Raw genomic sequence first — 13538 nt, 5'->3', positions numbered from 1 at the left:
GTCAGTACATCGCCATGTCGGGTTGCATCTGCTGCGCCCACGCCACGATGCCGCCCTGCAGGTGCACCGCGTCGGGGAATCCGGCCTTGCGCACCGCCACCAGCGCCTCGGCCGAGCGCACGCCCGTCTTGCAGTACAGCACGGGCGTGCGGTCCTGCGGCAGCTTTGCCAGACCCTCACCGGAGTTGATCGACGACTGCGGGATCAGCTGGGCCCCGTCGATGTGCACGATGTCCCATTCCGCGCGTTCACGAACGTCGATCAACGCCAGTTTCTTTCCCGAATCCAGTAATTCGCGCAACTCCCGCGGGGTGATCGTGGAGCCGGTGAGCACCGGGCCGGCATCATCGGATGCCACACCGCAGTACTGCTCGTAGTCGATCAGCTCGGTGATTTTCGGCCGGAAGGCGTCGTCGGGGTCCCTGCGGATCGTGATGGTGCGATAGGACATCTCCAGGGCGTCGTAGATCATCAACCGGCCCAGCAGCGACTCGCCGATCCCGGTGATGAGTTTGATGGCCTCGGTGCCCATCACCGACGCGATGGAGGCGCAGACGATGCCCAGCACACCGCCTTCGGCGCACGACGGCACCGTGCCTGGTGGCGGCGGCTCCGGGTAGAGGTCGCGGTAGTTGAGGCCCCGCCCGCCCGGCGCATCCTCCCAGAACACCGAGACCTGCCCCTCGAATCGGTAGATCGATCCCCACACGTACGGCTTGCCGGCCAGCACGGCGGCGTCGTTGACCAGATACCGGGTGGCGAAGTTGTCGGTGCCGTCCAGGATCAGGTCGTACTGCGAGAACAGGTCGACGGCGTTGCTCGCGTCGAGCCGGACCTCGTGCAGACGCACCCGGACCGATGGGTTGATCGCGGCGATCGACTCGCGCGCCGACTGCGCCTTGGAGCGCCCGACGTCGGCCACGCCGTGGATGATCTGGCGCTGCAGGTTGGAGTCGTCGACGACGTCGAAGTCGACGATGCCGATCGTGCCGACGCCGGCCGCGGCCAGGTACAGCAGCGTCGGCGCGCCGAGCCCGCCCGCGCCGATCACCAGCACCTTCGCGTTCTTGAGCCGCTTCTGCCCGTCGACGCCCAGGTCGGGAATGATCAGATGGCGGCTGTAGCGGGCGACCTCATCGCGGGTCAGCTCGTCTGCCGGCTCCACGAGAGGCGGCAGTGCTGTCTGCGGTGTCGGCACCCACTCCTCCTCGGTCTCGCGTTGCGGTTGTCCACCACCATCACAGCAGCCGCCGAAGTGGACGGCAATGAATTCAACCTGCCGAGCGTCACGTTGGCGTGACTCCGAACGCCGACCGTCACGCCGGCGTGACGCTTCGCGGCTAGGGGCCGGCTAAGCGATCGGGAACGGCCACGGATTGAATCGGCAGGTCTTCCCGTCGGCCTTGACGAAATCCGGGTCGAATTGGGCGGCATCGTTGTTCGACGTGGAGAAGGTCTGCTGCATCATCACCGGCGCCAAAGCGCCCTGCTGCTCACACGGCTCGTGACGCACGTACCCGATGGCGTGGCCGACCTCGTGGTTGATCACGTACTGGCGATAGGAGCCGATGTCCCCCTCGAACGGGACCGCCCCGCGCACCCAGCGCGCCTCGTTGATGAAGACCCGCGACTGCCGGTCCTTGCCGAACGACGGGTTGTAGCAGGAGGTCTCGAGCCGGAACTCGTAGCCGCACCCCTCGCGGACCGTCACCGGCGACACCAGGGAGATGCGGAAGTCGGGCTTGCCCCCATTGGTTCCGTCGATCCTGACGAACGCGAACTGCGGGTTGTGCGTCCAGCCCTTGGGGTTGGCCAGCGTCTGGTCGACCATCTGCGCGAACGCCTCGTCGCCGCCGATCATCGTGGGGTCGATACCATCCTCCACCTCGACGGTGTAGTGAAACACCCGTACGGTGCCCTGACCGATCTGCGGCGTCGTGCCGGGCACCACGTGCCAGGTCTTCTCGCCCGCCTCGGTGAACGGGCCGCCGTCCGGCAGCGTCCCCGCCGGCAGGTTGGCGTCGAACGCCGCCAGCCCGCGCGGTGGCGCGTCGATGATCGAGGTGCCCACGGCGTCCATCGCTTGCGGACTCTGGATGGGCTGGTTCGCCGTCGGCTTCACCGCGCTGGTGCCCGTCACCGTCTGATAGATGACCACCGCGGTGAGCACCGCCAACACCGGCAGCGCGTATGCGCGCCAGCCGTAGGTGGATACGAACCGTCCCAGCCATGTCTGTTTGCGCCACTGGCGCGGCCGCTCCCGGTCGGCCCTGCTCCGTCCGCCGTCGCGGGCGATCGGGTCACGCAGCGCCCGTAGCGGTTCGCGCCACTCGTCCCGCAGCACCGGGACGCGACCGGTGCCGCGCGAAGGCCGCTGGGACGTCATTGCCCCAGGATTACACAGTCGGCAGCGAGGCCGTTCTTGGCGCGCCCGAATGCTCCGCCCGACACCACAATCTGCCAGCCACGACGGCGGCGACGACGGTCACCGGGACGACGCGGGTAGTAATGTCTCTCGCAACGAGCCGAGCGCGGCCGGCCAGTGGTGCCGGCGGCCGGTTGCCGACACATCAGATGAGGACTCGATGAGCGAACTCGCCAAGGCCGGGGCGCGGCGTGCCGTCAAATCGACCGACCGCAGTCGGCCCGGGGACGGCATCGCGGCTTCGAGCCGGCGCGGCAACCGGTTGCCCCGCGATGAGCGTCGCGGTCAGTTGCTCATCGTCGCCAGCGACGTCTTTGTCGATCGCGGCTACCACGCGGCCGGCATGGACGAGATCGCCGACCGGGCCGGGGTTAGCAAACCGGTTCTGTATCAACACTTTTCGAGCAAACTCGAGCTCTATCTGGCCGTGCTCGCCCGGCATGTGGAAAACCTCGTCTCGGGCGTGCAGCAGGCACTGAACACCACCACCGACAACCGCCGGCGACTGCACGCTGCGGTGCAGGCGTTCTTCGACTTCATCGAGCACGACAGCCAGGGTTACCGGCTGATCTTCGAGAACGACTACGTCACCGAACCCGAGGTGGCCGCGCAGGTGCGCGTCGCCACCGAATCGTGCATCGACGCGGTGTTCGCCTTGATCAGCGAGGACTCGGGGCTCGACCCGCACCGCGCCCGCATGATCGCGGTGGGATTGGTGGGCATCAGCGTCGACTGCGCCCGCTACTGGCTCGACTCCGACCGCCCGATCTCGAAGGCGGACGCCGTCGAGGGCACCGTCGCGTTCGCCTGGGGCGGGCTGTCACACGTGCCGCTTACTCGCCTTTAGCGCCCTTGCCGGTGAGCTTTCCGACTTCGGCGCCGATGCCGAAGCCGACCCGGCGCGCGTCGGCGGGGCCGATCTCGACGTAGGCGATCTTGCTGGTGTGCACGAGGAAGCGACGCCCCCGCTCGTCGTTCAGCCTCAGCAGGCCCGGTCCCTCACCCAGCGCGGCGCTGACCAGCTCTTCGACTTCGGCCGGCGTCTGCGCACTGGCGAGGACCAGCTCACGCGGACTGTCCGTAATACCGATCTTGACCTCCACGGTCACCCCTTCCGTAGGTATTGAAGTCGACAGGCTTGTCAGCTGCAGGCTAGTTGACGCGGCGGGCCCGGTGCGGCGACAGCCCCCGGCATGCGGTTCGCGCTCAGCGAAACATCGGTCGCGAGCAGATAACGATTAGCTTGCGACTGGGCCCAGACCCGGGTCCGCAGCCCGGTTCGTGCTTTCACATGGCTACCTTCGGCCCCATGGGTACCACACTGGCCGATCTCGACGAGGTCCGGGACTACCCCGAAGACCAGACCGATGAGCTCTACGGAGCCGACGCCTACCCCGAGGGCGACTACACCTGGACCGGCTGGCCCGCCGAGCTTCGCTGGCGTCCGGTCACGGCGATCCTCGGCGCCGTGGTGGCCGTCGGCGCGATCGCGACCGCCGTCATCATCAACAGCGGCGACAGCGCCTCGACGAAGGCCACCGTGGCACCGGCTCCGCAACCGGTGACGTCCGCGCCGGCGACGACGAGAAGCTCCGTCCCGCCCAGCGCCCAGCCCCGCCCCCCAGGGACGCCGTTGCCGCCCGAAACGGTCACCACCGTCACCACGCCCAGCGCGTCGCCGAGCCTGGCGCCGACGGGAACGCCCACCGCCGCTCCGCCCCTGACGCTGACGCCCCCGCCGGCCGCGCTGAACCCGCGCACCGTCGTCTACAGCGTGACCGGCAGCAAGCAACTGCTGGACCTGGTGAACATCGTCTACACCGACGGGAGCGGCTACTCCCAGACCGAGTTCAACGTCTCGCTGCCGTGGACCAAGGCGGTGATCTTGAGTCCGAGCGTCCAGAACCCGTCGGTCGTCGCGACCAGCTTCTACGGCCGGCTCAACTGCTCGATCGTCAACGCCGCCGGTCAGCTGGTGGCCGCGTCGACCACCAACGCGAGCCTGGCGACCTGCGCGCGCTGAGTGACCCGTCCCCCAGCTCCGCGGTGGTGCCCCCCAGCGCCCGGCTGCGCCGCGCTTGCGATCACGGCTGGGTCCGATGGCCGTGACCCGCTGCGCCCGGCTGCGCCGCGCTTGCGATCACGGCTGAACGTCAGCTCAGACCCAGTTCGTGCATCCGCCGGTCGTGGGTGTGCTGCAACCGGTCGAAGAACGCGTTGAGCTGGCCCAGGCCACCGGCGCCCGACATCACCAGGTCGACCAGCTCGTCGTGGTCGGCCAGCAAGTACTGAGCCTGCGTGATCGCCTCGCCGAACAGGCGGCGCGACCACAGCGCCAGCCGGCTGCGCTGCTTGCCGCTGGAGGTCACGGCGGCGCGCACCTCGGCGACGACGAACTGCGAATGTCCCGTCTCGGACAGCGCCGCCCGCACCACGTCGGCGATCTCGTCGGGTAGCCCGTCGGCGATCTCCAGGTACAGGTCGGCGGCCAGGGCGTCGCCGACATAGGTTTTCACCAGGGCTTCCAGCCACGTGCTGGGCATCGTCAGCCGGTGGTAGTTCTCCAGCGCCGAGACGTACTTCGACATCGACTTCACCACGTCGACGCCCCGGCTTTCCAGGGCGTCGCGCAGCAGCTCGTAGTGCTGCATCTCGGCGGCGGCCATGCTGGCCATGGAAATCCGTCCGCGCAGGTCCGGGGCCATCCGCGCCTCGTCGGTGAGCCGATAGAACGCGGCGATCTCGCCGTATGCCAAGACCGCGAACAACTCGTTGACGCCCGGGTGGTCGGCCGACAGACGCGGGGCGGGCGAATCGTCCACCTGGTCGGCTTCCAGTTCGGCTTCGGAAGGCTGGCAAGAGGGCCGGGTCATGGCAACACTGTAGTCGGCGGACCCGGCGCTAACGGGGCGCCAGCTGTCGACCAGCTATCATGTATGTAGGTAGCGGTTGTATTTCTTTTCCCAAGCCGCTATCGGCGAAATGTGCGTGCACAGCTGGCCGGCCCAGATTGGGCAGGGGCCCGCGACTCGGCGACGTATTCGGAGTCGGAACTCGTGCGCGCGTGACCGCGACAGAGAAACACCGACACAAACCGATACGTCACCGAAAGGCTTACTACCCACGCATGAGCGAACTCACCAGCACAACTGAATTGACCTTTGCCCAGCTCGGCGTTCGCGACGAAATCGTCCGCGCCCTCGCCGAAAAGGGCATCGAACGCCCCTTTGCGATCCAAGAACTGACCATGCCGCTGGCGCTCGCCGGCGACGACGTGATCGGCCAGGCCCGCACCGGTATGGGCAAGACCCTCGCCTTCGGCGTGCCGCTGCTGAACCGCATCACGTCCGGAGTCGGCGTGCGGGAGCTCAACGGCACACCCCGGGCCCTGGTCGTGGTCCCGACCCGTGAGCTGTGCCTTCAGGTCACCGAGGACCTGGCCGCCGCGGCCAAGTACCTCACCGCCGACGAGGGCCGGCGGCTGTCCGTCGTCTCGATCTACGGCGGGCGGGCCTACGAGCCGCAACTCGAGGCGCTGCAGGCCGGCGCCGACGTCGTGGTCGGCACCCCCGGCCGCCTGCTCGACCTGGCCCAGCAGGGCCACCTGCAGCTCGGCGGGCTGTCCATGCTCGTCCTCGATGAGGCCGACGAGATGCTCGACCTGGGCTTTTTGCCCGACATCGAGCGCATCCTGCGTCAGATCCCCGAGGACCGGCAATCCATGCTGTTCTCGGCGACCATGCCGGGCCCGATCATCACGCTGGCCCGCACCTTCATGAACCAGCCCACCCACATCCGGGCGGAGGCGCCGCACTCGGCCGCCACGCACGACACCACCGAGCAGTTCGTCTACCGCGCCCACGCGCTGGACAAGGTCGAGATGGTCAGCCGCATACTGCAGGCCGAGGGCCGCGGCGCGACGATGATCTTCACCCGCACCAAGCGCACCGCCCAGAAGGTCGCCGACGAACTGGCCGAGCGCGGCTTCAAGGTCGGCGCCGTGCACGGCGACCTCGGTCAGATCGCCCGCGAGAAGGCGCTCAAGGCCTTCCGCAGCGGCGACATCGACGTCCTGGTCGCCACGGACGTGGCCGCCCGCGGCATCGACATCGACGACATCACCCACGTCATCAACTACCAGATCCCCGAGGACGAACAGGCCTACGTGCACCGCATCGGCCGCACCGGCCGCGCCGGCAAGACCGGCATCGCCGTCACCCTGGTGGACTGGGACGAGCTGCCCCGCTGGTCGATGATCGACAAGGCGCTGGGCCTGGAGACCCCCGAACCCGCCGAGACCTACTCGAACTCGCCGCACCTCTACGAAGAGATGGGCATCCCGGCCGAAGCGGGCAGCGCCATCGGCTCGCCGAAGAAGCCGCAGGGCCAGCGCCGCACCAGCGAGCGCGACGGCCAGAAGGCGGACCGGTCCGGGCGTGCCCGCTCCGGCGCGCCGCGGCGGCGGACCCGCGGCGGCCAACCCACCTCCGCACATTCGGGCGGGAATGCCGGGGCCGGCGCCGCCGGCGGCGAAGCCGCCGCGGAAGCCCCCGGTAACGGCGGGACCAGCCGCCGCCGCCGTCGGCGCCGCAAGCCCGCCGAAGCCGGCGCAAACGCCAGCTGAGTCGCCCGCCCGCGGATGGTCAGACCCGAACGCCGGACCAAGGGCGACGTCTTGGCCGCCGCTGCGATAGCGGTCGCGGTAGTCGCCGTCGCCTCACTGATCTGGTGGACCAGCGACGCCCGGGCCACCATCAGCCGGCCGGCCGCCGTTGCGGCGCCCAACCCGACCCCGGCCCGACAGGTCCCGGCCGCGCTCAAGGAGCTGTGGACCGCATCCAGTCCGGCCACCACCGCACCCGTGGCCGTCGGCGGGACGGTCGTCACCGGCGACGGCCGCCGGGTCGACGGCCGCGACCCCGCGTCGGGCCAGTCCCGGTGGAGCTACCAGCGCGACGCCGACCTGTGCGGGGTCTCCTGGGTTTACCACTACGCCGTCGCCGTCTACCGGGACGACCGCGGGTGCGGGCAGGCGAGCACGCTTGACGGGTCCACCGGTCGCCGCGGGCCTGCCCGCAGCGGCTACGCCGACCCGCACGTGCAGCTGTCGTCCGACGGCACGACCGTGTTGGCGGCCGGCGGCACCCGGCTCGAGCTGTGGCGCTCCGACATGGTCCGGATGGTCGCGTACGGCGAGACGGACGCCCGCGTCAAGCCCTCGGCACGCGGGCCGCACTCCGGCTGCAAGCTGGTCTCGGCGGCGGCCAGCTCGTCGGCGGTGTCAGTGCTGGAGGGCTGCGCCAACCAGGCCGACCTGCGGCTCGTGCTGCTGCGGCCAGGCAAGGACGACGACGAACCCCAGCAGCGCATCGTGGCCGAACCCGGGATCACGGCGGATTCGGGCGCCCGGGTGCTGGCCGTCTGGGAGAACAACACAGCGGTGTACCTGCCGTCCCCGCAGCCCCGGGTGGATGTGATCGACGAGACCGGCACCACCGTGTCGAGCACACTGCTGCCCAAGCCGCCGACGAGCCCCGGTGCCGTGTCGCACGCGGGCAGCCTGATCACCTGGTGGACCGGCGATTCCGTCATGGTCTTCGAGACGGGCAACCTGTCGCTGCGCTACACCATCGCCGCGGGCTCCACGACGGCACCGTTGGGCCCGGGCGCGATGATGGCGGGCCGTCTGCTGGTGCCGGTCACCGGCGCGATCGGAGTCTACGACCCGGTCAGCGGCGCCAACGAGCGCTACATCCCGGTGAACCGGGCGCCGAGCACACCCGGACGGGCGGTGGTCCCGGCCGTCGCGGGGTCCCAGGTGTTCGAGCAGCGGGGCGACACCGTGACGGCCCTGGGCTGACGCCGCCTGCCGTGCGCGCTCAAGGCGTTGCGCATGCGTACAGGGCGGCGACACGCCGGCGTGCCGCGCCGTAGGCGCTCAAAGCCCTAGGCGCGCAATCAAAGCCGCTACACCTCGACGGCGAACGTCGGCAGCGGCTTGCCGGTCTTCCAGTGCTTGAGCAACGCCTTCGCCAGGTCGGTGTAAGCCGACGCGCCCTTGTTCTTGCGCCCGGCCATCACCGACGACCCCGAGGCACTGGCCTCGGCGAAACGCACTGTGCGCGGTATCGGCGGGGCCAGCACCGGCAGGTTGTAGCGGTCGGCGACGTCCACCAACACGTCCCGGGTGTGGGTGGTCCGCGAGTCGTACAGCGTCGGCAACGCGCCGAGGAGCCGCAGCTCCGGGTTGGTGATCTGCTGGACATCGGCGACCGTGCGCAGGAATTGGCCGACTCCCCGGTGCGCGAGCGTCTCGCACTGCAGCGGCACGATCACCTCGTCGGCGGCGGTCAGCCCGTTGAGGGTGAGCACACCCAGCGACGGTGGGCAGTCGATGATGACCACGTCGAAGTCGTCGGAGAGCTTGGCCAGCGCGCGTTTGAGCGCGTATTCGCGGCCGGCGCGCATCAACAGCATCGCCTCGGCTCCCGCCAGGTCGATGTTGGCCGGCAGCAGGGTCATCCCCTCCATGGTGGTGACCAGCGCGGCATTCGGCTCGACCTCGCCGAGAAGCACCTCGTGCACCGACACCGGGAGTTTGTCGGGATCCTGACCGAGCGAGAAGGTCAGGCAGCCCTGCGGATCGAGGTCGACCAGGAGCACCCGGCGTCCCTCGTCCACCATCGCTGCGCCCAGCGAGGCGACCGTCGTCGTCTTGGCTACCCCGCCCTTCTGGTTGGCCACTGCCAGTACCCGGGTCTTAGCAGCCATAGGCGCGGCTCTCCCCTCTGCATCGTTGCCATGCGGTCAACAGTGCCCATCCTGGCACGTTCGCTCGCCACGCGCTGCGGCCGACGTGCCCGGCATGTCGTCCGGCAGAATCGGTCGATATGGGCTTGCACAATCATCGACTGGTCCTGCTCCGCCACGGCGAGACCGAGTGGTCGAAATCCGGCCAGCACACGGGCCGGACCGACCTCGAACTGACCGACACCGGCCGCGTCCAGGCCGAGCTGGCCGGCCGCGTCCTGCGAGAACTGAACCTCACCGACCCGTTGGTGATCAGCAGCCCGCGCATCCGCGCCCTGACCACAGCGAAGCTGGCCGGCCTCGCCGTGGACGAGGTCTCTCCCCTGCTCGCCGAATGGGATTACGGCTCTTACGAGGGGTTGACGACGCCGCAGATCCACGAAAAGGTGCCCGATTGGCTGGTCTGGACGCACGGCTGTCCCGGTGGCGAAAGCGTGCAGCAGGTCAGCGACCGCGCCGATCGGGCGGTCGCGTTCGCGCTGGAGCACATGAGCTCGCGCGACGTGGTGTTCGTGGGGCACAGCCACTTCTCCCGTTCGGTCATCACCCGCTGGGTGGAGCTGCCGCTCGTCGAGGGCAGCCGCTTCTGGATGCTGGCCGGCTCCATCGCGGTGTGCGGTTTCGAGCATGGCGTGCGACAGTTGGCCGCGCTCGGATTGACCGCCCAGCCGCAGGCGATCAAACCCGGGTGAGCGCCCAATCGCCGTTCGCGCTGTGCGGACCGAAGCAGACCCTGGTCGCCGAGGGTGTGCGGGAGCGCTACCGCGACGTCGCGGCGGCGCAGGACGCGCTGCGATCGGGCTCAGCCCCAATAGTGTTGGGCGCGTTGCCCTTCGACGTGAACCGGCCCGCAGCGCTGCTGACGCCCGACGCGGTGCGACGCACCTACGGCCCGCCCGACTGGCCGACCGGCCCGCTGCCGCCGGTGCGTATCGCCGCCGCCGACCCATCGCCGGCCGACTACCGCCGCCGCATCAGCCGGGCCCGCGATCAGCTCACCGCCCCCGACAGCCTGCTGAGCAAGGTGGTGCTGTCCCGCGCGCTGCGGCTGGTCGCCGACGCCCCCCTGGACGCCCGCGTCATCCTGCGCCGGCTCATCGCCGCCGACCCGGCCGCCTACGGCTATCTGGTCGACCTGACCGCCGCAGGCGATGACTACGCGGGTGTGGCGCTGGTGGGCGCCAGCCCGGAGCTTCTGGTGGCGCGCAACGGAGATCGAGTCACGTGCCGGCCGTTCGCCGGCTCGGCGCCCCGCGCCGCCGACCCGGACGTCGACGCCGCCAACGGCGCCGCGCTGGCCGGTTCGGCCAAGGATCGGCACGAGCACCAGTTGGTCATCGAAACCATCCGGGCCGCCCTCGAGCCGCTGTGCGACGAGTTGACGATCGCCGCCGAGCCCGAGTTGAGCCGCACCGCGGCGGTGTGGCACCTGTGCACACCGATCAGCGCCCGGCTTCGCGATACGTCCACCACCGCAATCGATTTGGCCCTGGCGCTGCATCCCACCCCGGCGGTCGGCGGGGTGCCGACCAAGGCCGCGGTCGAGCTCATCGCCGAGTTGGAAGGCGACCGCGGGTTCTACGCGGGGGCGGTCGGCTGGTGCGACGCCCGGGGCGACGGCCGCTGGGTGGTGGCGATCCGCTGCGCGCAGCTGTCGGCGGACCGCCGCACCGCGCTCGCACGATCCGGTGGCGGCATCGTCGCCGAATCCGACCCCGACGAAGAACTCGCGGAAACAACAACGAAATTCGCGACGATTCTCAACGCATTGGACGTCGAGCAATGACCATTCGCCGCGCCGCGCCGGAAGACGCCGCCGCAATCACCGGAATGATCCACGAACTGGCGGAATTCGAACACGCCGCCGAGCAATGCACGGTCACCGAAAAGCAAATTGCGGCAGCACTTTTCGGAGCAGCCCCGACGGTGTACGGGCACGTCGCGGAAGTCGAGGGCGAGATCGCCGCGATGGCGCTGTGGTTTCTCAACTTCTCCACCTGGGACGGCGTGGCGGGCATCTACCTCGAAGACCTGTTCGTGCGGCCGGGATTTCGCCGCCGCGGCCTGGCCCGCGCGCTGCTGGCCACGCTGGCGGCCGAATGCCTCGACCACGGCTACACGCGGTTGTCCTGGGCCGTGCTGAACTGGAACGCCGGCGCCCTCACGCTGTACGACGGCGTCGGCGGCGAACCCCAGCGCGAGTGGACCACCTATCGGCTGTCCGGCCCCCGGTTGGCCGAGCTGGCGGAATCGCGCTGATCGCCGGCGGCCCACCGCACGCCCGCGGGGCTGAACAGCAGGCCCAACACGCTCAGCGCCACAATGCCGGCGGGAATCCCGAAGCCGGGCCGGTGCGAGTCCACCGTCAGGTACCACGCCACCGGCACCAGCAGCAGCTGGGTGATCACGGCCAGCCCGCGCCCCCAGCGCTTGCCGAGGATCAGCGCCCGTCCGGCGGCCAGCACCACCGCCCCGACCAGAACGAAAAACACCGCCGTGCCCAACCCGTTGACCACGCGCTGGTCGGCGCCCGCGACGCCGCGCACCACCAGCACCGCCGCCACCACCAGCGCGGCCAGCCCTTGCACCACCACGAGGAGCCCAGCGCCGCGCACGGCGGCTGGAGCGGCCCCTGGGTTGCGGCGGAAAGCTGTCACCCGCGTCAGCGTAGTCACCCCGGCCGGCGAGGAGTTCCCCACAGCGTGGCCTTAACCGGCCCGCATAAGCTCGTGCTTCATGCGCGCCGTGCTGATCGTGAACCCCACAGCCACCACCACCACCCCGGCCGGTCGCGACCTGCTGGCGAACGCGCTCAAGAGCCGCCTGCAGCTCACCGTCGAACACACCAGCCACCGCGGTCACGGCACCGAACTCGCCGAGAAGGCGGTCGCGGACGGCGTCGACCTGGTCGTGGTGCACGGCGGTGACGGCACGGTGAGCGGGGTGGTCAACGGCCTGCTCGGGCGTCCCGGCGCGGTTTCGGGGGACACCGGCCCGATGCCGGCGGTCGCGGTGGTTCCCGGCGGTTCGGCGAATGTGCTGGCGCGGTCGCTGGGGATCTCGCGGGACCCGGTGGCCGCCACCAACCAGCTCATCCAGCTCCTCGACGACTATCGCCACCACCACACCTGGCGCCGGATCGGCCTGATCGACTGCGGTGAGCGGTGGGCCGTGTTCAACACCGGCATGGGGGTCGACGCCGAGGTGGTGGCCGCGGTCGAGGCCGAACGCGACAAGGGCGGCAAGGTGACGGCCTGGCGCTACATTCGCGCGGCGGTGCCCGCCGTGTGGGGCTACACGCGCCGCGAACCGATGCTCACCCTTGAACTGCCCGGTCGCGAACCCATTACGGGGGTGAGTTTCGCGTTCGTGTCCAACTCCAGCCCGTGGACGTTCGCCAACGAGCGGCCAGTGTGGACCAATCCCGGCTGCAGCTTCGAGTCCGGGCTGGGCGTGTTCGCACCCAAGAGCATGAAAACGATCCCCACCCTTCGCATCGTGCGGCAGATGTTCGCCAAGCGGCCCAAGTTCGACTTCGACCACCTCGTCACCGAGGACGACGTGCCCTGCTTGCGCGTCACCTCGACCGGCGGCCCGGTCGCCTGCCAGTTCGACGGGGATTACCTCGGCGTGCGCGAAAGCATGACGTTCAAAGCGGTACCCGACGCGCTGGCGGTGGTAGCACCTCCCCAGAAAAACACGTTCTGAGCTGCGCATACGAAGCGTCCGCGGGCCACGCGACGAAGTTTTTCCTCGTGAGTGGCCGGTGAGTGTAGTACAACGGAGTAATGGCTCGACTACGGATCGATCGAAGTGAGATAGCCCACGAGCGAACTCGGGGCTATTGACATCTGTTGGGCCTGTGAAACGATCAAAAGGTTGCATGCAGGAATTTAGATAGGGGTACGGACCCTTTTCTTGTGCACGCGTTAACAGCCGAAGAAAATTGGCCGTGCGCCTTGCTGCGCACTCAGTGAGGAGTAGGACGTATGGATTGGCGCCACAAGGCGGTCTGTCGCGACGAGGACCCGGAGCTGTTCTTCCCGGTAGGGAACAGCGGCCCGGCGCTCGCGCAGATCGCTGACGCGAAACTGGTCTGCAATCGGTGCCCGGTGACCACGGATTGCCTGTCGTGGGCCCTGAACACCGGCCAGGACTCGGGCGTCTGGGGCGGCATGAGCGAAGACGAGCGGCGCGCACTCAAGCGTCGCAATGCCCGGACGAAGGCCCGTAGCGGAGTCTGACTCAGTCAGAGCAAACAGTGCGGCCTCGACGAGAGTCGGGGCCGCACTGTTGTGTAAGG

At 69.3% G+C, this 13538-nt stretch carries 15 protein-coding genes; 9 read left to right on the top strand and 6 right to left on the bottom strand.

Annotation, left to right across the window (positions count from 1 at the left end; translation table 11 throughout):
• Nucleotide 1: 1 nt before the first annotated feature.
• Nucleotides 2–1198, bottom strand: a complete 1197-nt coding sequence (gene moeZ, locus A5750_RS16515) for an adenylyltransferase/sulfurtransferase MoeZ (protein ID WP_067264274.1) — start codon at nt 1196–1198, stop codon at nt 2–4.
• Nucleotides 1199–1351: 153 nt separating this feature from the next.
• Nucleotides 1352–2386 carry a DUF3152 domain-containing protein gene (locus tag A5750_RS16510; protein WP_156659675.1) on the bottom strand — a complete coding sequence of 345 codons (1035 nt, stop codon included), beginning with the start codon at nt 2384–2386 and terminating at the stop codon, nt 1352–1354.
• 199 nt (nt 2387–2585) lie between these two features.
• On the opposite strand from A5750_RS16510, the gene A5750_RS16505 reads away from it, so the two are divergent.
• A complete protein-coding gene (locus tag A5750_RS16505) occupies nt 2586–3272 on the top strand; it encodes a TetR/AcrR family transcriptional regulator (RefSeq protein WP_066956131.1) in 687 nt (228 codons plus the stop codon).
• Here A5750_RS16505 and A5750_RS16500 read toward each other — a convergent pair.
• Entirely contained in the window at nt 3259–3528 is a 270-nt protein-coding gene (locus A5750_RS16500) for a DUF3107 domain-containing protein (protein WP_066956290.1), read from the bottom strand. The genes A5750_RS16505 and A5750_RS16500 overlap by 14 nt on opposite strands.
• 206 nt (nt 3529–3734) lie before the next feature.
• Between A5750_RS16500 and A5750_RS16495 the strand changes: the two genes are divergently transcribed.
• Entirely contained in the window at nt 3735–4448 is a 714-nt protein-coding gene (locus A5750_RS16495) for an MmpS family transport accessory protein (RefSeq protein ID WP_067264270.1), read from the top strand.
• A 130-nt stretch (nt 4449–4578) separates the two neighbouring features.
• On the opposite strand, the gene A5750_RS16490 is transcribed toward A5750_RS16495, so the two are convergent.
• Complete coding sequence (locus A5750_RS16490; protein WP_066956137.1) at nt 4579–5298, bottom strand: ferritin-like fold-containing protein; 720 nt, start codon at nt 5296–5298, stop codon at nt 4579–4581.
• 254 nt (nt 5299–5552) lie between these two features.
• On the opposite strand from A5750_RS16490, the gene A5750_RS16485 reads away from it, so the two are divergent.
• Nucleotides 5553–7049, top strand: a complete 1497-nt coding sequence (locus tag A5750_RS16485) for a DEAD/DEAH box helicase (RefSeq protein ID WP_067264267.1) — start codon at nt 5553–5555, stop codon at nt 7047–7049.
• Nucleotides 7050–7064: 15 nt separating this feature from the next.
• Complete coding sequence (locus tag A5750_RS16480; RefSeq protein WP_067264264.1) at nt 7065–8285, top strand: hypothetical protein; 1221 nt, start codon at nt 7065–7067, stop codon at nt 8283–8285.
• Nucleotides 8286–8392: 107 nt separating this feature from the next.
• Here A5750_RS16480 and A5750_RS16475 read toward each other — a convergent pair whose 3' ends face one another.
• A complete protein-coding gene (locus A5750_RS16475) occupies nt 8393–9196 on the bottom strand; it encodes a ParA family protein (protein WP_066956147.1) in 804 nt (267 codons plus the stop codon).
• A 119-nt stretch (nt 9197–9315) separates the two neighbouring features.
• Here A5750_RS16475 and A5750_RS16470 point away from each other — a divergent pair, with 119 nt between their 5' ends.
• The 3 genes from A5750_RS16470 to A5750_RS16460 are packed head-to-tail and all read left to right on the top strand — an operon-like array spanning nt 9316 to nt 11494.
• Complete coding sequence (locus A5750_RS16470) at nt 9316–9927, top strand: acid phosphatase (protein ID WP_066956150.1); 612 nt, start codon at nt 9316–9318, stop codon at nt 9925–9927.
• Nucleotides 9924–11021: an isochorismate synthase MenF gene (locus tag A5750_RS16465; protein ID WP_067264261.1), complete on the top strand. Its 1098-nt coding sequence runs from the start codon at nt 9924–9926 to the stop codon at nt 11019–11021. Before A5750_RS16470 ends, A5750_RS16465 begins: the two co-directional genes overlap by 4 nt.
• A complete protein-coding gene (locus tag A5750_RS16460; RefSeq protein WP_066956156.1) occupies nt 11018–11494 on the top strand; it encodes a GNAT family N-acetyltransferase in 477 nt (158 codons plus the stop codon). The genes A5750_RS16465 and A5750_RS16460 overlap by 4 nt, the downstream gene beginning before the upstream one ends.
• On the opposite strand, the gene A5750_RS16455 is transcribed toward A5750_RS16460, so the two are convergent.
• Complete coding sequence (locus A5750_RS16455) at nt 11446–11892, bottom strand: hypothetical protein (RefSeq protein ID WP_156659677.1); 447 nt, start codon at nt 11890–11892, stop codon at nt 11446–11448. The genes A5750_RS16460 and A5750_RS16455 overlap by 49 nt on opposite strands.
• Nucleotides 11893–11971: 79 nt before the next feature.
• Between A5750_RS16455 and A5750_RS16450 the strand changes: the two genes are divergently transcribed.
• Nucleotides 11972–12943: a diacylglycerol kinase family protein gene (locus tag A5750_RS16450; RefSeq protein WP_067264258.1), complete on the top strand. Its 972-nt coding sequence runs from the start codon at nt 11972–11974 to the stop codon at nt 12941–12943.
• A gap of 281 nt (nt 12944–13224) precedes the next feature.
• Nucleotides 13225–13479 carry a transcriptional regulator WhiB1 gene (gene whiB1, locus A5750_RS16445; protein ID WP_007168139.1) on the top strand — a complete coding sequence of 85 codons (255 nt, stop codon included), beginning with the start codon at nt 13225–13227 and terminating at the stop codon, nt 13477–13479.
• The last annotated feature ends 59 nt before the right edge of the window (nt 13480–13538 follow it).

The organism is Mycobacterium sp. 852002-51613_SCH5001154 (assembly GCF_001667425.1).
Classification (GTDB): domain Bacteria; phylum Actinomycetota; class Actinomycetes; order Mycobacteriales; family Mycobacteriaceae; genus Mycobacterium.
The sequence above is the reverse complement of the archived record's forward strand: the minus strand, read 5'-3'. Positions and strand labels throughout refer to the sequence as shown.